Origin of the sequence: Dermabacter sp. HFH0086, assembly GCF_000413375.1 — a bacterium.
Taxonomy (GTDB): Bacteria; Actinomycetota; Actinomycetes; order Actinomycetales; family Dermabacteraceae; genus Dermabacter; species Dermabacter hominis.
The window spans coordinates 1507968-1527906 of record NZ_KE340308.1 but is presented as its reverse complement, the minus strand read 5'-3'; the positions used below and the strand labels follow the sequence as shown (position 1 = coordinate 1527906).

The window sequence follows — 19939 nt, the reverse complement described above, 5'->3', positions numbered from 1 at the left end:
GCGTTGCGCTAGTGGCAACCCTGTTGCATTACCAGTATGCACCTCTCTGCTGTGAATGTCACAGAAAAGGAAAAACTCTAATGAGCAAAGGCGGGAGTGAGCCGCTTGCCTGTCTTCTTGACCGTCGCCTTCGCGAGCTCACGCAGCGAGTCAACAATGCGCCTGTCGCCTGACATCGATTCCTTGTCGAAGATCAAACTCAGTTCGGTACATCCAAAGATCACCGCACCGGCACCAGCTGCCTCCATTGCGTCGATGATGCCCGAAAGGGCCGGGAGGTCGACGGGGCGGCCGGCTTTGACCTGGTCGTAGATGAGAGAGTTCACGACCTCTTGAACGTCCCGGTCGGGAACCATCGACGCGAGGCCCGCGCGCGCTAGCGCATCCTGGTAAACGTTTGCGTGAATATTGCCTTCAGTCGCAAAGATCGCAACCGGCGAATCCTCTGCTCGGCGCTCACGAAGACGTTTGGCGGCGGCTCGCACGGTGACCTCGACGATGGACAGCAGGTCCACCTGCGCAGTGGAATCGATCGCTTCGGCGTAGTGATGGGCGGTATTGCAGGGCAGCACAAGAAACGACGCTCCCGCATTCTCCAAAAACGCCGCATCGTGGGCAAGCACAGGGCCCGGGTCCTCCGCATGCGCTGCGTCGAGGATATGGCGCGTACGATCGGGGGTACTCGCGTGCTGCATTACGATGCAATCGATGTGGTCCTGGTCCGTTCGAGCAGCGGTCGCTCGCACAAGGACGTCCATGAACACGGCCGTTGCCCCGGGGCCTACCCCTCCAAGTACCCCTACGAAAGGGGTCTGCCACACCGTCATCACTTCTCCCCAGAGGCCTGTACGTCCGCGGTATCGGGCTTGTAGTGAGTGCGGAATTTTTTCACGTAGTTCACGAGAGCCGCGTAGTAGTAAAACCAGCGTTTCGGATCTTTTTCGACTCCGCGATAGTTGAGCGGATTCTTGACGCGCCTCGCTTTGAGTACGCGCTTGAGGATCGCGCGCGATTCGGGATCGCGGGTGTAGTGCTTGACGAGGGCCACCGGCACCACGGTGTAGAGCGTTTCTGGCTGGTCCTGAACAATCTCCCCCGTCTCTCCGAGGGCATCGAGGATGTGCTCGTTGACGTAGTAGGTGACGGGGTTGTGGCCGGCTGCGGTGATGTAGTAGTTCGATCGGCCAAGTCGGGGGTTAAGCTCAAAGAACACGGTTCGGCCCGTTCGCGGATCATACTTGAGGTCGAAGTTCGCGTAGCCGGTCCAACCGAGTTCACTCACAATTTTTTGGGCCTGTGCCACGGCTTCGCGATTGACGCCCGAAACGATCGCTGCGGGATTACCAATGGCGCCGGGAGTGTGCTCCTCGAGCAGCGTCCGCCCCCACGAGGCAAATCGGATACGGGAGTTACGGTCGCAATAGGCGGTGAGGATGCGCATGTTTTGATCGTCGCCGGGAATGAGGTCCTGAACGATGATCGCCTTGCGGTAGCCGGCCCCGTGGATCTTGGCAAAGAGTGAACGAAGATCCTGTTCGTTCGCTACCGTGTGGACCTTGGATTTCCCAACAAAACTCGTTCGCTTCCATGCCGAAACGTCGGCTGGTTTCGCGATTACGGGGTAGTTAAAGGGGAGGTCGAATGATTCAGGCACCCCCGCTGCGAGGTCGACGATCACCGTTTCGGGGTGGTCAACACCGAGCTTTTCGCACAGGCGCGTGAAGTTGTTCTTCTCGGTGCCGGCCTCGAACGCCTCGAGGCCCACGTACGGCACGATCCACGCGGGATCCATTGCTCCCAGCTCATCGCGGACACGGATGATGGATTTGACCGTGGCATCGGCGGAACCCAAAAGGATGACCTGAGCGTTCGGCCGCTCAGCCCCGATTTTCTCGGCAATTGCTGTGAGCGACGGTGCGAGCACGCCAGGGTCCATGGGATCCTCGCACAGCACGTTGTCGATAATCGCGCTCCTCGCGATCTGCCATCCAAGTTTCGCGCTCACAACGATCGACTTGACCCCGTACGCCTCGTGAAAGGCTCGCGCGAGTGAGTATGCGCCGATGTCACCCCCGACGATGACCGGTTGTATATCGAGCGCGGCCGCCGCTTCCGGCGAATTTTCCGTGTGCACCATAGCCGCGACTATATCGAGCCTCAAGCCCTCAGTTGCGTTCCCGCGCGCGTGACTTCGCGCAACTGAGGCTTTTCTCCCCGCACGCAATTCCGGGAAAACTCCGGGATGGCGTTCACCGCCCCGAAACACAGGGCACATAGTCTCGAGGTGCGAAGCGTTGTGGCCATGCGCCCGCCTGCGGGTTTGCGGGCCTCGCTTGCCGGCGGGGCCTCAGCCCCGTGGCTCGAGCAATATCAGTCTCGAGGATGATTGAGTCGATCCTCCAGACCGATGCGTCCACAGGCCTCCGCGACTCACGATGGAGACATGATGATGCACAGAAGTGAACGAGCACCCCTCAAGGTCCTCATTACAACCGACTGGTACGAGCCGGTTGTCAACGGGGTCGTGACGAGCGTTCTCACGCTCAAAAAGCAACTCGAGATGCTCGGGTGCGACGTACGAGTGCTGACTCTCGCAGAGTCCCTACGGTCGTCGTCGCGCGATGGCGTGTATCGCCTCGCATCGCTCAACGCTTCCATGTTTTACGATCACGCCCGCATTTCTGTGCTCCCCAACCGGAAGATCCGCCGGGAGATCGAGCAGTGGCACCCGGATGTTATTCATTCGCAGTGCGAGTTCTCGACCTTCCTATGGGCCAGAACGATCGCCAAGGCGCTCGACATCCCGATCGTGCACACCTATCACACGATTTACGAGGATTACACCCACTACTACGCGCCCACGAAAACCATGGGCAAGAAGATGATCACGGCCTTCTCGAAGAAGTTTTGCGAGCAGGTCAGTGCGGTGATCACGCCGACGGCAAAGGTCGAGAGGCTTCTTCGCGGCTACGGCGTCACACAGCCCATCGCCGTGATCCCCACGGGTCTCGATCTCTCGCGTTTCCACGCCGCTGAGACGAACGAGGACCTCGAGCGCAGCCGCGAGATTCGCCGCGAGCTTGGTATCGCTGAAGGCACGAAAGTTCTCCTGTCGGTGTGCCGTCTTGCGAAAGAAAAGAGCGTCGACGACGTGCTGCGCCACCTTGCAAAGGCCCGCCCCGCCGAAACCGTTTTCGTGCTGGTCGGTGACGGCCCGTCACGTAACGAACTCGAGGACCTCGTCGACCACCTCGGGATCAGGGATATGGTGCGTTTCGCGGGTTTCCGCGCTCCCGAGGAAGTCGCCGACTACTACCGCATGGCAGATCTCTTTGTTTCTGCCTCGCTCAGCGAAACCCAGGGCCTCACGTTCATCGAGGCCATGGCATGTGGAGTCCCGCTCCTGTGCCGCAAGGATGACTCGCTCGACGGCGTGATCCTCGAAGGTAAAACTGGTTACACCTACGGGGACTCGACCCAGTTCGCCGCGCGCCTTGCCGACATCCTCGAAGACGATGCGCTGCGTGCCCGCATGGCAGCCTGCGCCGCCAAGCGCGCCGCCACAGTTTTCTCGGCGGAAGCTTTTGGACGATCCGCCAAAGAGGTCTACGAAAAGGTGCTCGCAAGCGTCGGAACCGGGCGCCGCCGCAGCCCGCTGAGCCTGAAGATTTCCACCCACCGCGAGAGCGTTACAAAGACGCCTCACCCCACGACCAATGGAGAAGAGCGCCTGGCCGCATGAGTGCACACGAGGACACCACGACCGCACCGACCGAAGACTCCTCGCCAGCGTTCCCGGGGGCCGAGAAACTTCCGTTCACTCCTACGGAACGTTCACGCACCAATATCGCTCCCGCGATCGAACCGCGTGAGGGGATGAGTGCGAAAGAGCACCATCAGTCGCGCTTCGGTGAGCACACCGCCGAACGCGTCACCGCCCACAAGAAGGCCATTCAGATCGCGGTCAAGGTCATGCCGTTCGTAGGGCTCGCGTTCTCGATCGGCCTCGTTGCGTGGGGTATCAAGACCGGCACGCTCGAGTCCCTCGATTCTCTTCAGGCGTACATCGACTCGCTCGGGATCTGGGGACCGATAGGTTTTATGGCAGCGAGCTTCGCCTCGGTGATGTTTCCCATCATCCCTGCCGGTCTCCTCGTGATCGCTGCTCCGATCCTGTTCGGGCCGATCGAGGGCACAATCTATAACTGGCTCGCGGTGTGCGCCGGCTCGCTCACCAATTTTATTGTGGCGCGCCAGGTGGGCATGGCTCTCATCGAGGCAATGTTTAGCGAGAAGACGATCGAAAAGTACCTCGGGTGGACGCGAAAATCCGGTTTCACGACATTATTCGCAGCTGCGATCGTGCTGCCCATCGCCCCGGATGACCTCCTCTGCTACCTCGCGGGCACGACGAAAATGAAGTTCTCGACGTACACGTGGATCATCCTCCTGGGTAAGATCCCCACCCTCGTGGCATACGGGCTCGGCATTAGCGCGCTCGTGACCAATCTCCTCCCCTGGTAAGAGGGCACGTACATGGCGAAACCACGCATTCACGCATTTTCAAAAGCCGACTCCGTCGCGGGCCAGGGGGTGGGAAGCGCCTATCTTGAGCAGGTTGCACTCATCAGCGCAGAGCTCGGCGACGAATTCGACATCAACCCGCGAGCCCGCCTCGGAAGCTTCGGCGACATCAACCATTTCCATTCCATCAATCCGGAGTATCGCGCTGCGATCCCCCTCGCCAAGCGGCGTGGGGCGACGCTCGCCCACGTGCACTTTATTCCGGAGACCGTCGATGATTCGATCGCGATGCCGAAGCCGGCGCGCTGGGCGTTCTACCGCTACATGCTGAACTTCTACCGCGCTACGGATACGCTCGTCACGGTCAATCCCTGGTTCATCACAGCGCTCGAAAGCACATACGGATTCGATCCGTCCCGCATTACTTTTATCCCGAATTTCGTCTCGGAGGAACAGTTCCATCCTCTCGAGAGAAACGAGAGCATCGCCCAACGACGACGGGCCTGGGGCGCAGACGACACTCGCTTCGTGGTCATGTGCGCAGGCCAGCTGCAAACCCGCAAGGGATTCTTTGATCTTCTCGACGTTGCACGCGCAATGCCTGAGGTGCTCTTCGTGTGGGCCGGGGATTTTTCTTTCGGTCGCATCACGAGCGGCTACGAACAAATCAAAAAGGCAAAAGAGAATCTCCCCGCGAACGTCAAGCTCATTGGACTTGTGCCGCGCGAGGAGATGAATGAGTGCTTCAACGCCGCGGATGCATTTTTCCTGCCAAGCTACGAGGAGCTCTTTCCCATGACGATTCTCGAAGCCATGGCAACCGACACCCCCATCGTGGTTCGGGACCTCGTGTACTACGAAGGCGTGCTGTTCGATCACGCGACGCGCGTTCAGGCCGGGCGCGGCGAGATCGACGGGTTCGTCGAGGCCCTCACGAGGCTGAAGGACTCCCCCACCGTTTACGCGAAAGCCCAGCAGGCCGCGCGCGAAGGCGCCGCCCGCTATTCGAGGGCGTCGGTCGCCGAGCAGTGGCGCGAGTTCTACCGGAGCCAGCTCACGCGTTAGCGCGGACCTTCGGGTCTCCACACGACAAGCGCACCCGCTTGGCGGCGACGCGGCCGCTGACCGCGGCGCATCGCTTCGACTTCACCGGTTTGCGAGGTCGCGAAGATCCTCGTGTCGCGCTTGCGCTGTGCGTCGCGTTCCTCGGTCAGTTCGTCGAGTTGCGCGCGCAGCCGCTCCACTTCGTTTTGAAGCTCAAAGATGCGCTTGATACCCGCGAGGTTGATGCCTTCCTCTTGCGAGAGGGCTTGGACTTGCCTCAACTGCGCGATGTTCCATGCGCTGTAGCGTCGCCCGCGCCCGCTCGTACGCTGCGGCGACACAATCCCAAGCCGATCGTAGGTGCGTAGGGTTTGCGGGTGCATCCCCGTAAGCTCGGCCGCGACCGAGATGACGAAGACTCCCGCGTGCTCATCGAAACGTGACGGTGCCATGTCTCCTCCTTCTCGTGGCCGTCGGTCGTGGTGCTACCGGGTGGCGTTCTCCGCAAAATCCGCCCGGGGGTCGAACTCGCTCGTCGCCTCGGCGAAGTCGCGAAGGGCGCGCTCGGCGGTTTCACTGAGCGTATCGGGAAGCGCAATCGTAAGCGTCACGAGCAGATCACCCGTGCCCTTCTTGGCCCGTACGCCCTTCCCTTTGGCACGCAGGGTGCGCCCGGATGGAGTGCCGGCGGGCACCTTGAGCTTCACGTTTGAGCCATCGATAAGGGGCACGCTTATGGTCGTGCCGAACGCGGCTTCGGCGGCGGTGACAGGGACGTTTACCCGCAGGTTAATCCCGTCCATGGTGTAAAGCGGGTGGGGTGCAACCTTCGCGGTCAGCATGAGGTCTCCGGGGGCGCCACCGTTCGCCGACGCTTGCCCTTTGCCCCTGAGCCGAATCTTCTGTCCGTCGTGAACGCCCGCGGGAATACGGGTAGTGATGTTCCGACCGCCCGCGCTAAACGACACCTCGGTTCCGAGCACTGCGTCGCGGAAGCTGAGCTTAACGCTTGCGCTCACGTCGGCGCCTTTTTGAGGTGCTTGGCGCCCAAAGCCGCCGTTCGGCGAGAAGCCTGCACGGCCCTGACCCCCGCCGAAGCCGCCTCCGCCAAACATTCCCATGAGGTCTTCGATGTTGACGCCGCCCGCGCCACCACCGAAACCACCGCCGGTAAAGGCACCGAAGAGGTCCTCAAATCCGCCGCCGGCTGCACCACCGGGGCCCGAGGCGAAGCGCGCACTGCCCGCGCCCATCGCGCGGATCGCGTCGTACTGCTTGCGCTGCTCCGCGTCGCTCAGGATCGAGTAGGCCTCGCCCACTTCCTTGAAGCGTTCTTCCGCCGCGGCATCCCCGGGATGCCTGTCCGGATGCAGCTCCTTCGCCTTCTTGCGATAGGCCTTCTTGATTTCTGCTGCGGAGGCGTCCTGGGAGACGCCGAGGATCTTATAAAAGTCCTTGCTCAGCCATTCCTGCTGGCTCATGGTGTCTCCTCGTCAAAAGTTTGAATCTATGGAGCGAGGCGGCGGTGCGTGTGCCCGCCGCCTCGCGGTGTGCTGGTGGCGTCGGCCCGCCCCGTTCCACTGTCACGTGTCGGGAGGGGCCGACGTTTGCCCTGCCTTAGTTGGGGCCGACCGTGCCCACGCGCGCCGGGCGCAGGACACGTTCCCCCATCATGTAGCCCGGCTGCATGATGACCTCAAGGCTCGTCGCCTCGACATCACCGCTGCTTGAGTGCATGAGTGCCTCGTGCTTTTCGGGGTCGAACTCTTCGCCGACCTCGCCGTAGCGAACGAGACCGTGCGCACCGAGTGCTTCCTCGAGTTTGCTCGTGATCGAGGCAAACGGCGTGCCCTCGGCGATATCCCCGTGCTGCCGAGCGAGCTCGATGTCGTCGAGGACGCTAAGCAGCGATGTGAGGACCTTTGCGACGGCCTGCTGCTGACCCACGACGGCGCTCTGTTCGATGCGCCTGCGCGAGTTCACGTATTCGGCCTGGTCGCGCTTGAGCTGCTCTTCGAGCTCGTTCACTTTCGCTTTGAGGGCTTCGGTCTCGGCGACAGCACTCTCGTAGAGGGCTCCGGCCTCGGCGGAGAGATCGTCGACCTCGGCGCTCTCGGGCGTTTCAGTGCTGTTCGCGCCCGCCGCGTCGGGCGCAGGAGTTTCCTCCGGCGCGCCGTCGGTTGGCTGCTCGTTCATGTCTGGCTCCTCGCCTTTCGTGGACGTGCGCTTATCGGTGAACGTGAACGGTTTGTCGTTCTCGCTCACTTGTCGTCCTCATCGTCAACGATCTCGGCGTCGACAACGTCGTCGTCTTCGCCCGAGGCAGCGTCGGCCGAATCCGCGCCTTCGGCGTTACCTGCCTGCTCGGCCTGAGCGGCCGAGTAGATCGCGGTGCCGACAGCCTGGAGCTTCTCGCTCAGTGCTTCGCGTGCGGCTTCGAGGTCGCTCGTCGAGGCATCTTCCTTGGCGAGGGTTTCCTTGGCCTCCTTGATCGCGTCTTCAGCTGCGGTCTTGTCGGCGTCCTGGATCTTGTCGCCGTTGTCCTTGAGGAGCTTGTCGCCCTGGTAGGTGAGCTGCTCGAGGGTGTTGCGAGCGTCAGCGTTCTTGCGGCGCTCGGCGTCCTCGGCGGCGTGTGCCTCGGCGTCCTTCACCATGCGGTCGATCTCTTCGTCGGAGAGACCCGAGCCACCCGTGATCTGGATCGACTGCTCGTTGCCGGTGCCGCGGTCCTTCGCGGACACGTTCACGATGCCGTTGGAGTCGATGTCGAAGGTCACCTCGATCTGAGGCATGCCGGCGGGGGCCGGTGCAATTCCGGAGAGCTCGAAGGTGCCGAGCAGCTTGTTGTCGCGCGTGAACTGGCGCTCACCCTGGTAGACCTGGATCGCGACCGAGGGCTGGTTGTCGTCAGCGGTCGAGAAGACCTCGGAGGTCTTGGTCGGGATCGCCGAGTTGCGCTCGATGAGCTTCGTCATGAGCCCGCCCTTGGTTTCAATGCCGAGCGAGAGCGGCGTGACGTCCATGAGAAGCACGTCCTTGCGGTCGCCCTTGATCACTGCGGCCTGGAGCGCGGCGCCGTAAGCCACGACCTCGTCGGGGTTGACACCCTTGTTGGGCTCCTTGCCGGTGAGCGAGGTGACAACCTCGGTCACGGCCGGCATACGGGTCGAGCCACCCACGAGGATCACGTGGTCGATGTCGGAAACCGAAACGTCGGCGTCTTTGATGACCTGGTGGAACGGTGCCTTCGTGCGCTCGAGCAGGTCGCTCGTGAGCTCCTCGAAGTGGGAGCGCGTGAGCTTCTCGTCGAGGTGGATCGGGCCGTTTTCACTCATCGAGAGGTACTGGAGCGAAATGTTGGTCGAGGTCGAGCTCGAGAGCTCCTTCTTGGCCTGCTCAGCGGCTTCCTTGAGGCGGTGCAGTGCGATGCGATCCTTCGAGAGGTCCACGCCGTCCTTGTTCTTGACCTGGCTCACGAGATAGTCGACGACGCGCTGGTCCCAGTCGTCGCCACCGAGGCGATTGTCACCCGCGGTCGCCACGACCTGAATGGCCGAGCCGTCCTCATCCTTCGAGATCTCGAGGAGGGAGACGTCGAACGTGCCGCCACCGAGGTCGAACACGAGGATGCGCTCGTCGTCCTTGCCCTTTTCGAGACCGTACGCGAGTGCGGCGGCGGTGGGCTCGTTGATGATGCGCAGGACGTTGAGGCCCGCGATCTGGCCGGCGTCCTTCGTGGCCTGGCGTTCCGCGTCGTTGAAGTAGGCGGGAACGGTGATGACCGCGTCGGTCACGGTCTGGCCGAGGTAGGACTCAGCATCACGCTTGAGCTTGCCGAGGGTTCGGGCCGAGATCTCCTGCGGGGTGTATTTCTTGTCGTCAACTTCGGTCGTCCAGTCGGTGCCCATGTGGCGCTTGACAGACGAGTACGTACGGTCAACGTTGGTCGCGGCCTGGCGCTTAGCGACTTCACCGACGAGGACTTCGCCGGACTTCGAGAAGGCCACAACCGAGGGGGTTGTGCGAGCGCCTTCGGCGTTCGCGATAACGGTGGGTTCGCCACCTTCGAGAACGGCGACAACAGAGTTGGTGGTGCCGAGGTCGATTCCTACTGCCTGTGACATAAGTGTTCTCCTTCCGCGTGTGCGGCCGGTGGATTCCTGTGGTGGCCGCACCGCTATCAACTTGGCTGTGCTCAAGAACGCGATTAGTCAACGCTCCCCAAAGTTGGGTTGTCAATCGACGTATCACTCAACTTGAGTTCACTAGACTCAACTCTTCTGCTGGCGAGCTTATTCCACAGATTTCTACATATGCCTCACGTCACATTGTGTGCGCGCTTGCGCCCATAAAAGGGTTCCAAGGCGCGCGTGCCACAATCGAGGTTGCGCCTTTGCGCCAACCCCGCCCTCGAGCCACGGAAAGAAGCGGTCATGCCCACACACTGCGCCGACCCCCTCTCGCTCGAATTCGTCGAAACCCCTTCGCCCATAGGCACACTTCTCTTCGCGGCAACGTCACGCGGGCTCGTGCGCATCGCCTTCGAAAGTGACGACCTCGAGGCCATGAAGGCCCTTACCGAAGCACAGCTACGCAAAGCCGCGCACGCCTCAGTTCAGGCACCCGCATTCGAGCCCCACGAGGTGCTTAGCGCGGCTAAGGATCAGATCCTCGATTTTCTCGACGGCAACCGTCGGACCTTCAGCTTCCCGCTCGACCGCTCCCTTTCCCAGGGGTTTCGCCGCGCGGTGCATGAGGCAATTGAACAGATTGGCTTCGGCGAGCGGCAAAGCTACAAGTGGGTCGCAGAGCGTGCCGGCAACCCTAAAGCGGTGCGCGCAGTGGGCACGGCTTGCGGCACAAATCCCCTCCCGATCGTGGTCCCGTGCCACAGGGTCATAAAATCCAACGGCAGCCTTGGCGGCTTTAGCGGCGGGATCGAGAAAAAGCGTTTCTTGCTCGCGCTCGAGGAGGGCGGCGCGCCACGTGCGTGACGCCGAGAAAGTGGCAACCATCGGCCCTTCCCCTACCGTTTCGAACTCCTAGACGGACCCCACGACGCTCACAAAACGCTTGAGGCGCTCATCCTCAGAATTGAAGAAGTGCTCGGGATCGCCGTTGAAGAGGATCTTTCCTTCCTCAACAAACACGACGCGGTCGGCAACGCTTCGCGCAAACTGGAGCGAATGCGTCACAACGACGAGGGTGCGGTGCTCGCTCGCGAGAGACGAGAGCACCGCGATAACCTCGGCGGCAAGCTCCGGATCAAGCGCAGACGTCGGTTCGTCGAACAGGAGATAGTCGGTGCTCAAAGCAAGAGCGCGGGCGATTGCAACCCGCTGCTGCTGACCGCCAGATAGTCGCGCGGGATAGGCGTCGATCTTGTCCGCAAGCCCCACGCGCTCGAGGGCGCGAATACCCCTCTCACGAGCGTGGGCCTTCGACATCCCGCGCGACGTGATCGGCGCAAGCGTCACGTTCTGAAGAGCCGTGAGGTGCGGAAACAGGTTGAACTGCTGGAACACCATGGTCGAGTGACGCCTGATTTCGCGGACCTTCTGATCCGAAAGCTTGCCGCTCACGTCTATCGGGCCGCTTCCGAAATCAAGCGTGCCCTCATCCGGCTTTTCGAGAAGGTTGATGGAACGCAAAAGCGTGGATTTACCCGAGCCCGAGGGGCCGAGCAGAACGGTCGTGCGCCCCGGCTCGATGTCGAGGTCGATGTGATCGAGTGCGGTAAGCGCACCAAAACGCTTCGTGATCGAGCGCAGCCTCAGTGGGCTGCGTGCCTCACCCGCATTGAGGTCAGCAGAGGTCTCAGTCGCGCTCAACGTACACGCTCGCTTTCTTTTCTAGCCACGCCTGCACGAGACTCAGCACGGAAATAAGGACAAGGTAAATCGCCGCTACGAGGACGTAAAGATAGAACGGCTCGAACGTTGCGGCCGCTCGCTGCTGCGCCACCATGAACATGTCGAGCAGCGTAATCGTCGAGACGAGGCTCGTGCCCTTCACGAGGTCAATGAAGTCATTACTGAGCGGCGGGAGCGCAATGCGGAACGCCTGCGGGGCAATCACCTTGAGGAACGTCGTGCGGCGATCGAGATCGAGCGTCGCCGCCGCCTCGTACTGGCCGCGCGGGATTGAGAGGATTGACGCGCGCACCGCCTCGGAAGCGTAGGCCCCACTGTTCAAGGCGAGGGTTCCGACGGCTGCAGTCCACGGGTCGAGCACGAGCGATGGGACGAGCTTCGGCAGTCCGTAAAACACGATGAAGAGCTGCACGAGCAGAGGTGTTCCGCGAAACACCCACACGTACAGCCACGCGATCGCCTTGAGCGGACGGAAGCGCGAAAGTCTCGCGCTGGCCGTGATGATGGCCAGCACGAGGGCGATCGCAAAAGCGATGAGCGAGAGAGGGATCGTGACCTTGAGGGTCGCGAGGAGCATGGGGCCAATCGCCCCTGCCCACACCTCTAGGGCTCGCGAAAAATCAACATTCACGAGGGAATCTCCGTGGGGCGCTTAGTTCTTGGGAGTGAGGTCAAGCCCGAGCCAGTCCTTGTCGATCTTTGCGATCGTGCCATCGTCGAGGAGCTCGGTAATAGCCTTGTTGATCTTCTCGGTGAGAGGGCTGCCCTTCTTGAGCGCCCCGGCGATGAGAACCTCGGTTTCAAGCTTCTCGTCCAGGACCTTGATCGGCGCGTCGGGGTGTTCCTCAAGATAGGTGTCGAACGCAACGACCTCGTTCGCCGTGACGTCGGCTCGGCCGGTCGAGACAAGTTCGACCGATTCGGCGAAGCCCGGGGATGCGACAATTTCGGCGCCGGCGTCCGTCATGACCTGCCCCCAGTTTGAGGTTGTCGTCTGCGCCGCGCGGCGCCCCTTGACATCGGCGAGAGACATGATGTCCGAGCCCTCCGGGACGCCAAGGCGACCCTGGGTCTGTGCATAGGGAACAGTAAGGTCAAAAGCTTTCTTGCGCTCATCGGTCACAGCGACGTTGTTCATGACGACGTCGTACTGCCCGGCATCGAGGCCAGCAAGCAAGCTGTCCCATTTCGCCTCGATGTATTGGACCTTCTTGCCGATCTTCTCGGCGATCGCCTCGACGATGTCGATCTCGAAGCCCACGAGCTTTCCGGAGTCATCGTGGAAGTTGTACGGCTTGTACACGCCCTCAACACCAACCTTGAGCACGCCCTCTGCGGAGCCCGAGCCACCGGCCTGCTTTCCATCATCGGACGAGCCGCATGCGGCAAGGGCCAGGGCGGCAGCAGAAATGCCGGAGGTCGCAAGGATTGAACGGCGCGAAATGGAACGAGACATAGTGAGCTCCTTTATGAGAGTGATGGGGAAAGTGGCTACTTCTGCGCGGCGTCGAGCGCCTTGGCAAAGTCAGCCAGGAGGTCGTCGATATTCTCGATGCCCGCGCTGAAGCGCACGAGGCCATCGGTGATGCCAGCACGGTCGCGTGCGGCTTGCGTCATGCCGTCGTGGCTCATCGTCGCCGGGATCGACAGAAGCGATTCGACTCCTCCGAGACTCACGGCGAACGAGGGGATTTCGAGCGCATGGAGGAATTTCTTGAGGTCGTAGCCTTGCGCGAGTTCGAATGAGAAGACGGCGCCGATACCTTTGGCTTGACGCTCGTGAACCTCCCGTTCAGCCTCGCTGAAGGACCCGGCTGAGAGCACCGTCTGGACTGCGGGGTGATCGCTCAAGAAGGCAACGAGCTTCTCAGCGTTTTCTTGCTGACGGGCGATGCGCAGCGGAAGAGTCTTGATGGCCTGGAGAAGCCGGAAAGAGGTCAATGGCTCGAGCACCCCACCGAAGACCTTCTGGCTGAGGCGAATATTCTCGGCGAGCTCGTCATCATTCGTCGTGACAGCACCCGCAAGGAGGTCGCTGTGGCCGCCGAGGAACTTGGTCGCGGACTGAACGACGAGGTCCGCGCCGAAGTCGAGGGGCCGCTGGAGGACCGCGGTCATGAATGTGTTGTCGATGACGAGGAGAGCGCCGTGCGCGTGCGCGAGCTTCGCGAGGCGCTCGATATCGACGACGCGCAGCGTGGGGTTGCCGGGTGATTCGACGAAGATCATGCGCGTGTTCTCGCTCAGGTCTTCGCTCGTAATAGAACCGAGGTCGTCGAAGAACGTGCCCGTCAAGCCAGCGCGAGGGAAGATCTTTTCGACGTAGCGGAAGGTGCCGCCATACACGTTGGATGAAAAGAGCACTTCGTCACCCGGGCTCAAGAGGCTGAAAACCGAACTCACTGCGGCCATCCCGGTCGCAAAAGCGAATCCGTGCTTCGCTTCCTCAATGCTCGCAATGACCGACTCGAGGTCGGCTCGCGAAGGATTCGAGCCGCGCTGATAGGCGTAGTCTCCGCTCACTGAGTCGATATCGAGTTCGAAGGTCGAGGAGAGGTGGACGGGCGGCACAACCGCCCCAAACTCGCTCTTGCGCGGCGCAAGAATGGCCCGGGTGTCAATATGCATGTCTCTCCACAGTCCTTCCGTAACTCGGGTTGCTGGGCACACAAGCGCTAACAATAGCTTATGTACCCCATAAGCATGTCAATACTAGGGGTCCCGCTGGCGAAAACCAAAAAATCTGTGACGAACTATGACGCTCCAAAAGTCGCAATCCCCCTCAATCTCACGTATGAGATCCCCTCGGAACATCCACGCCTCGAGACTGTTGCCTCAGCGCATATGCTCGCGAAGAATAAGAGATGTCTGACCGATCACATCATCCCGGACATCCAGAGGAGTACCCATGTCCACAACCGTTCCCCCCTCTCCCGTCGCCGTCAGCGCGCGCGAGGTCACCAAAACCTACGGAAGCGGCAGCAACCAAGTGACCGCTCTCAACGCAGTCGGGCTCGACATCCGTGCCGGAGAGTTCACCGCGATCATGGGAGCCTCGGGCTCCGGAAAATCGACTCTTCTCCACTCACTCGCCGGTCTCGATTCAATCGACTCCGGGACGATCGTGGTTGAGGGCGTCGACATCACTCAGCTCTCGGACTCGCAACTCACAACCCTCCGCCGCGACCGAATCGGATTCGTCTTCCAATCGTTCAACCTGTTGCCCATGCTCACGGCGAAGGAGAACATTCTTCTCCCGCTTGAACTCGCCGGTCGCAAGGTGGATGAGCAGTGGTTCGGGATGCTTGTGCAGCGCTTTGGCCTCGCCGAGCGCCTCGGGCACCGCCCCAGTCAGCTCTCGGGTGGCCAGATCCAGCGCGTCGCGCTGACGCGCGCACTCGTCACGCGCCCCGCCGTGATTTTTGCCGATGAACCCACCGGCAACCTCGACTCGGCCTCGACCGAGGCCGTACTGAGCTTCTTGCGTGAGAGCGTCGACGTTCTCGGCCACACCGTCGTCATGGTGACGCACGAAGACGACGCTGCACACAGGGCAGATCGAATCCTTCGCATGCATGACGGCCGAATCGTCGCCGATGAGTACGTCGGCCAGAAAGCGGTGCAGGCACAGTGAGTACCCTGAAACTTCAGCCGCGGCGCAGGCACCTCGCCGCCACCATCACGATTGCGCTTACGAGCGCCTTCATTGCCATTGCTGTTCTCGCCGTCGGATTTGTGGGCGAAGCTGTCAAAGCCCAGGTCACGGGACCCGTTCAGGGGGCTAGCGCCCTCGTACAGCCAGCTTTTACAACGGAGGGCGATGCCGCTTCCGCCTCGCCCGAGGCCATTGGGAAGGTGGACGGTGCCGACGGCGCATTTTATAAGACTGACAACACGTTCGCGATCGCACTCGACGAGGGGGAGACAGGCAAAGAGAACCCACTCGATTCCAAGGGGACGTTTGTCAAGGTAGACACGGTTCGCCCCGGCGTTGATGCCCACTACGTCGAAGGCAAAGCCCCCAGTGGAGACCACGAGGTTGCCGTCGATACGTCGTTCGCCAAAAAACGCAATCTGAAGGTTGGAAGCCAGATTGGGGTCCAGTCGCTCGACTCCGGCCAGACGCTTACCTTCACCGTCGCTGGCATTAGCAGGCCGCAGCTCGCGCAGGTCCTCAATCCCGGGGGCACCCTCACATTCGGCACCGCGGGCATCGACACCCTCACGGCTCTTGGAGGGGATGCCTCCGAAAAAGCCTCCGACTACTACACGATCGCCGTCGTCGCCAAGCCCGGCGTGAGCGAAGAAGAGTTGGTGAGTAACCTCAAGGCTGCCGGGTACGACGCCGCGACTGTCACGGAATTCCTGGAGGAGGCGAATCTCATGGCGTTGACAGTCGTGACCATGCTCTCGGCTCTTCTCGCAGGATTCGTCCTGATCGCTATTGCGACGAGCGCGCTCGTCGTGACGAACTCGTTCGCCGTGACGATGGCGCAGCGCAGGCGATCGTTCGCTCTCGCGCGTGCGCTCGGCGCGAAACGCCGCCAGGCGATGTGGGCGATCGTTCGCGACGCACTACTCGTCGGGATTATCGGCTCGATTCTCGGCATTGTTCTCGCGTACCTCGCCTGGTGGGCGCTCCTTCTCGTGGGCCGCTTCACCTATTCCGAGGCTTTGCCTGTCGTCCCGGGATTGAATATCTTCGCGATTCTCATCCCGATCCTCGCCTCTCTCATCCTCGCGGTCTGTGCATCGGTGTTCCCGGCTATCAGCGCGTCTCGCGTGAAGCCTCTCGAGGCACTGCGCCCCGCAGAGATCGCCTCCGGTAAGCACGCGTCGCTGATTCGCACGATCTTCGCTTCGGCGGTTGTTGCGCTCGGTGTTGTTGTCTCACTCGGCTCGTTCGTCGTCGAAATTGTCCTCAAAGACAGCGAGTTCATGATCCTGATTTCCATGCTGTGCGCGTTCTTCGGATGCCTCACGATTCTTGTCGGTGTGATCGGGCTGCTGCCGGCGCTCATCCCGCCGGTGGCGAAACTCGGCAACGCACTCGCCTCCGCCCTCGGTTTCACGAGCGCACGCTTCGCATTTTTGAACCTTGCGCGACATCCGAAACGCACGGGCATCACGATGTCGGCGCTCATCATTGGCACCACTCTCATGGCGACAATGGCCTCCGGTGCGGTGACCGCTCAAAACACATTCGAGCATGACATCACTGACCGCGTCCCTGTCGACACCATCATTGCCGCCACCGACCTTCCCGCTGGTTTCCTCGAGAAGGTTCAAAAGACCGAGGGTGTGGACACCGCACGCCAGGTCCCCACGGCAGAACTGCCATTCGACGCGGGCGCGATGACCGTATACGCCCCCTCGGCGGAGGACCTGCAGGAGGTTGCGACGTCGGACTCGATCGAGGTTCCACCGCCCGGAGAGCTGCACATGGGCAAGGCTCGCGCGGAACGGTTCCATGTTCACGACGGCGAGACGGTCACTGTCAACGCGAATGATGGAAGTGCACGCGAAGTCACCGTCCGTGTCAAGGGGAAACTGTCAATTTCCCTGGTGGCCCCCGAAACCCTCGATGGGCTTGGGATCGATGTAGGCAAAGCGGTCTTCGTCAAGTTTGCCGCTCCTGATTCTCCACAGAGGGCTCACACCACGTCGATCCAACTCACCGGCGCGCTGAGTGAACTTTCTAATCAGCTGCCTCCCGAGACCGTCACGGCACAGTCCTTCGATGGGGCTCAGCGCGAGGTGATGGCAACGGTGATCCAGACGCTCCTCACGATCACCGTCGCGCTCCTTGCGGTTGCCGTCGTGGTCGCGATCGTCGGCGTCGCGAACACTCTCAGCCTGAGCGTGATCGAGCGTTCAAGCGAGTACGCCCTGATGCGTGCGCTCGGCACCTCGAAGGGCGCGATCCGCGCGATGCTCGTATGGGAAGGTATTTTCATTGCCTTCCTGGGCTCACTCGTTGGCGTGCTTCTAGGTACCGCTTTCGGAATGCTCGGCGTGCGCTCACTTCTCGCGGGTGAGTTCGACTTCTACCCGGCAATTCCGTGGCTGTATCTCCTCATGATTCTGCTCGCCGGGCTCATCGCAGGCGTTCTCGCTTCAATTCTGCCCGGAATGCGGGCGAGCGCGACGGCACCGGCCCAGGCGCTCGCGCAGCGAGACGAGTAGGCATCAGCGTCACACCATAGGGCGGCCGCTCTCATGCGCGGCACGGGCGGGAAGCAGTGCGTGCACACTGGTTCCCGCCCGTCTTTTGCGTCAATGCGGAAACGCCCAGGGGCAAAACCACAACGAGGCCACTCGGCACCTATCTACCCCCGAGGGAGGGAGCAACTCACGAGGCGCCGAATCGCTCAAGCACCGCCAGGGCGAGCTGCGCCAAATCTTTCTCGGTAAACCCCGGCCAGCCGTTGAGCGCACGCCGCCACACGGGATCGATGGCCTTGTAACCCACCACGGCGCCCGCGAGCGCACCCGCGATCGCCGCAACCGTGTCGGTGTCGTTTCCACTGCGCACCGCCGCTTCGACGACGCGCGTGAAGTAGGCGCGGCGCTCGAACTTGTCCTCGGGAACATCCCCCGCGTGGCACAGGGCCGAAACCGCTCCTTGGAAGGCGTGAATGACCCACCCGTTTCGGGCGAAATATGAGGGCGGGGCACTGTGTGCCTCGGCGATGAGGCCCCTCCAATAGTCACGGCGTTCAGGCGTGAGCCGGCCAATGCCAGCATCGATCGTGAGTTCGCCGGTGAGAATCGCGTGACGAATAGCGAAGCTCCACAGGACTGCCGCCTCGATCGTCTCGAGGTCGACGTGCGTAAGCGTGTTGACGAAAACAACGGCGCGCTCGAATTCGTCCTCGCTCGCGAGGAGATATGGCAGAACAACCGAATAGGCGCGCATGAGCCCGCCGTTGCCGGCGGTGTGATGCTGCGCTTTGTGTATCGCCCGGGCCGCCTCGTGCATGTCGCGGCCAGAGGGCACGCTATTGCCGTGTGATTGCGCGGTCTCGAGGGCGGCGAGCAGCACGTTCGAGGTGAGGATCCCGATGTCGGGGGTTTCTCGCGACCACTGGTACCAGCCGGCGGCGATCGCGTCGAGGGAGCTTTCGCTCGTGAGCGAATCACCGTGGATCTCGTGGGCGGCTGCCCGCATGATGACGATTGCCATCGCCGTGTCGTCGGTCCACTCCCCCGGCTTCCAGCCGAGTTGCCCGCCACCGGTCATGGCCACGTCGTCGGAATCCGCAATGGGAGGCTCGAATTCGTAGGGCGCTCCGAGCGCGTCGCCCGTGGCAGCGCCGAGTACCGCACCGAGTGCGCGTTCGCGCTGCTGCTTGCTGAGACTGTGTGGATCGTTCGGCCGTTCAGGTTCCCGGGCCTCCGTAGCCTCGGTTGAAGGGGCGATGTCCGACAATTTCAATCCCCTTTCGTTGCCGTGAAAACTCGTGCGGCGTGTGCACGGGTGGTGTTGGCGCCGCCCTGCGCACACCGGTCACGCCAGTTTAAGCCGTGTTTCTCGCATTTTCCTGTGCCTCATGGGCAAATGCGCATCGGCTCACTACGCTTGGAAGGCAAATCCGGTACCCGGCTGACCAAGGAGATTGTGTGAGTACAGCGCCTGAGCCCGCCCACGACGTGGATCCCGGCACTGATCATTGCTCGTGCGGCAGCGACCACGACCACGGCCCCACGGGCAACGACATCGTTCACGCGCTCGGGCGTGGTTTCGCCATACTTTCGCTGCTCACCCCCCTTCTCGCTCTCGTGCTCGCTGCAGCGAGTCTCGCGGCGACACCGACCTCACCAGGCGTGGTGTTCCTCGGCATAGGCCTTGGCCTCGTTCACCTCGCTCTCATGCTTGTGGCGGGCGTGGTGGGAACTAAGAAGGGCGCGGCGATGACCCGCTCGCCATGGTTCCTCGTGGGCCGTGTGGCGATTGAGGAACTCGTGAGACTGCTCGTCTGTCTGATTGCCCTCGTGACCCTGAGTTGGCAGTGGACTGGTGCGCTCGGCCTGTGGATCGGTGTGGGAGCAATGTTCGTGTGGGCGACCCTCGCGACCGTGCAACTTGCCGCCTCTCGCCGGCGGATCACGCAGCCCTCGGACTGGTCGAAGGAGACTGTCCTCAGCGTTCTCGACGGCGGCATTTCGGTGCGGAGCGCGATGTGCGTACGCTTCCTCGACATCGCAGGGTTGTTCCTGTTCCAGCTTGGTGCCTGCACGCTCGTGACAGCGGCCCCCATCATGACGGTCGCGACGATCGTTCTCTCGATCGCCTCGGGCCTTTCAACGCTTATCGTGCAGAGCCTAAGCCCGCAACGCCGCAAGAACTCCCCGTGGGCGTTCGCCCCGTTCGCTATCGGCATCGTGACGGCCGCGCTCGCGGTCATTTTCGTGCTCGCGCCAGGAATAGCCGCGCTCGCCTAAATTCCCCTGTCTCATCCTCGCCGGCTCGGGTGGAGAAAAGCCGGGCGCGGAAG

General features: G+C 61.9%; 18 protein-coding genes. 7 read left to right on the top strand and 11 right to left on the bottom strand.

Going from position 1 to position 19939, the window contains the following annotated elements; translation table 11 throughout:
* Positions 1 to 77: 77 nt before the first annotated feature.
* A complete protein-coding gene (locus HMPREF1484_RS06710; RefSeq protein ID WP_016664279.1) occupies positions 78 to 827 on the bottom strand; it encodes an aspartate/glutamate racemase family protein in 750 nt (249 codons plus the stop codon).
* On the bottom strand, positions 827 to 2137 hold the full coding sequence (locus HMPREF1484_RS06705; RefSeq protein ID WP_016664278.1) for a hypothetical protein: 1311 nt from the start codon (positions 2135 to 2137) through the stop codon (positions 827 to 829). Before HMPREF1484_RS06705 ends, HMPREF1484_RS06710 begins: the two co-directional genes overlap by 1 nt.
* A gap of 306 nt (positions 2138 to 2443) precedes the next feature.
* Between HMPREF1484_RS06705 and HMPREF1484_RS06700 the strand changes: the two genes are divergently transcribed.
* The 3 genes from HMPREF1484_RS06700 to HMPREF1484_RS06690 are packed head-to-tail and all read left to right on the top strand — an operon-like array spanning position 2444 to position 5589.
* Positions 2444 to 3742, top strand: a complete 1299-nt coding sequence (locus HMPREF1484_RS06700) for a glycosyltransferase family 4 protein (protein ID WP_147594903.1) — start codon at positions 2444 to 2446, stop codon at positions 3740 to 3742.
* On the top strand, positions 3739 to 4524 hold the full coding sequence (locus HMPREF1484_RS06695; protein ID WP_016664276.1) for a TVP38/TMEM64 family protein: 786 nt from the start codon (positions 3739 to 3741) through the stop codon (positions 4522 to 4524). The genes HMPREF1484_RS06700 and HMPREF1484_RS06695 overlap by 4 nt, the downstream gene beginning before the upstream one ends.
* Positions 4525 to 4536: 12 nt before the next feature.
* Entirely contained in the window at positions 4537 to 5589 is a 1053-nt protein-coding gene (locus HMPREF1484_RS06690; protein WP_016664275.1) for a glycosyltransferase family 4 protein, read from the top strand.
* On the opposite strand, the gene HMPREF1484_RS06685 is transcribed toward HMPREF1484_RS06690, so the two are convergent.
* From HMPREF1484_RS06685 to dnaK, 4 genes are all read right to left on the bottom strand, one after another.
* Positions 5586 to 6020, bottom strand: coding sequence for a heat shock protein transcriptional repressor HspR (locus HMPREF1484_RS06685; protein WP_016664274.1), 435 nt, complete (start codon positions 6018 to 6020; stop codon positions 5586 to 5588). The genes HMPREF1484_RS06690 and HMPREF1484_RS06685 overlap by 4 nt on opposite strands.
* 33 nt (positions 6021 to 6053) lie before the next feature.
* Entirely contained in the window at positions 6054 to 7049 is a 996-nt protein-coding gene (locus HMPREF1484_RS06680; RefSeq protein WP_016664273.1) for a DnaJ C-terminal domain-containing protein, read from the bottom strand.
* Positions 7050 to 7185: 136 nt separating this feature from the next.
* On the bottom strand, positions 7186 to 7833 hold the full coding sequence (locus HMPREF1484_RS06675; protein WP_016664272.1) for a nucleotide exchange factor GrpE: 648 nt from the start codon (positions 7831 to 7833) through the stop codon (positions 7186 to 7188).
* Entirely contained in the window at positions 7830 to 9692 is a 1863-nt protein-coding gene (gene dnaK / locus HMPREF1484_RS06670; protein WP_016664271.1) for a molecular chaperone DnaK, read from the bottom strand. The genes HMPREF1484_RS06675 and dnaK overlap by 4 nt, the downstream gene beginning before the upstream one ends.
* A 309-nt stretch (positions 9693 to 10001) precedes the next feature.
* Between dnaK and HMPREF1484_RS06665 the strand changes: the two genes are divergently transcribed.
* On the top strand, positions 10002 to 10562 hold the full coding sequence (locus tag HMPREF1484_RS06665) for a methylated-DNA--[protein]-cysteine S-methyltransferase (RefSeq protein WP_016664270.1): 561 nt from the start codon (positions 10002 to 10004) through the stop codon (positions 10560 to 10562).
* Positions 10563 to 10610: 48 nt separating this feature from the next.
* Here HMPREF1484_RS06665 and HMPREF1484_RS06660 read toward each other — a convergent pair whose 3' ends face one another.
* From HMPREF1484_RS06660 to HMPREF1484_RS06645, 4 genes are read right to left on the bottom strand one after another with little or no spacing between them, the layout of a single operon-like run.
* Positions 10611 to 11399, bottom strand: coding sequence for an amino acid ABC transporter ATP-binding protein (locus tag HMPREF1484_RS06660; protein WP_016664269.1), 789 nt, complete (start codon positions 11397 to 11399; stop codon positions 10611 to 10613).
* On the bottom strand, positions 11386 to 12072 hold the full coding sequence (locus HMPREF1484_RS06655) for an amino acid ABC transporter permease (RefSeq protein ID WP_016664268.1): 687 nt from the start codon (positions 12070 to 12072) through the stop codon (positions 11386 to 11388). The genes HMPREF1484_RS06660 and HMPREF1484_RS06655 overlap by 14 nt, the downstream gene beginning before the upstream one ends.
* Before the next feature lie 21 nt (positions 12073 to 12093).
* Positions 12094 to 12897 (bottom strand): transporter substrate-binding domain-containing protein, encoded by an 804-nt coding sequence (locus HMPREF1484_RS06650; protein ID WP_016664267.1) that lies wholly within the window; start codon positions 12895 to 12897, stop codon positions 12094 to 12096.
* Between the two features lie 35 nt (positions 12898 to 12932).
* Complete coding sequence (locus HMPREF1484_RS06645; protein WP_016664266.1) at positions 12933 to 14069, bottom strand: PLP-dependent aspartate aminotransferase family protein; 1137 nt, start codon at positions 14067 to 14069, stop codon at positions 12933 to 12935.
* Positions 14070 to 14349: 280 nt separating this feature from the next.
* On the opposite strand from HMPREF1484_RS06645, the gene HMPREF1484_RS06640 reads away from it, so the two are divergent.
* Together HMPREF1484_RS06640 and HMPREF1484_RS06635 are read left to right on the top strand one after the other, a co-directional pair.
* On the top strand, positions 14350 to 15075 hold the full coding sequence (locus HMPREF1484_RS06640; protein ID WP_016664265.1) for an ABC transporter ATP-binding protein: 726 nt from the start codon (positions 14350 to 14352) through the stop codon (positions 15073 to 15075).
* The gene (locus HMPREF1484_RS06635; protein WP_016664264.1) at positions 15072 to 17627 is read left to right on the top strand and encodes an FtsX-like permease family protein; all 2556 of its coding nucleotides are present in this window, start codon (positions 15072 to 15074) and stop codon (positions 17625 to 17627) included. The genes HMPREF1484_RS06640 and HMPREF1484_RS06635 overlap by 4 nt, the downstream gene beginning before the upstream one ends.
* A 166-nt stretch (positions 17628 to 17793) precedes the next feature.
* Here HMPREF1484_RS06635 and HMPREF1484_RS06630 read toward each other — a convergent pair whose 3' ends face one another.
* Positions 17794 to 18873 carry an ADP-ribosylglycohydrolase family protein gene (locus HMPREF1484_RS06630; protein ID WP_016664263.1) on the bottom strand — a complete coding sequence of 360 codons (1080 nt, stop codon included), beginning with the start codon at positions 18871 to 18873 and terminating at the stop codon, positions 17794 to 17796.
* Positions 18874 to 19064: 191 nt separating this feature from the next.
* On the opposite strand from HMPREF1484_RS06630, the gene HMPREF1484_RS06625 reads away from it, so the two are divergent.
* Positions 19065 to 19886, top strand: a complete 822-nt coding sequence (locus tag HMPREF1484_RS06625) for a hypothetical protein (RefSeq protein ID WP_016664262.1) — start codon at positions 19065 to 19067, stop codon at positions 19884 to 19886.
* Positions 19887 to 19939: the final 53 nt, after the last annotated feature.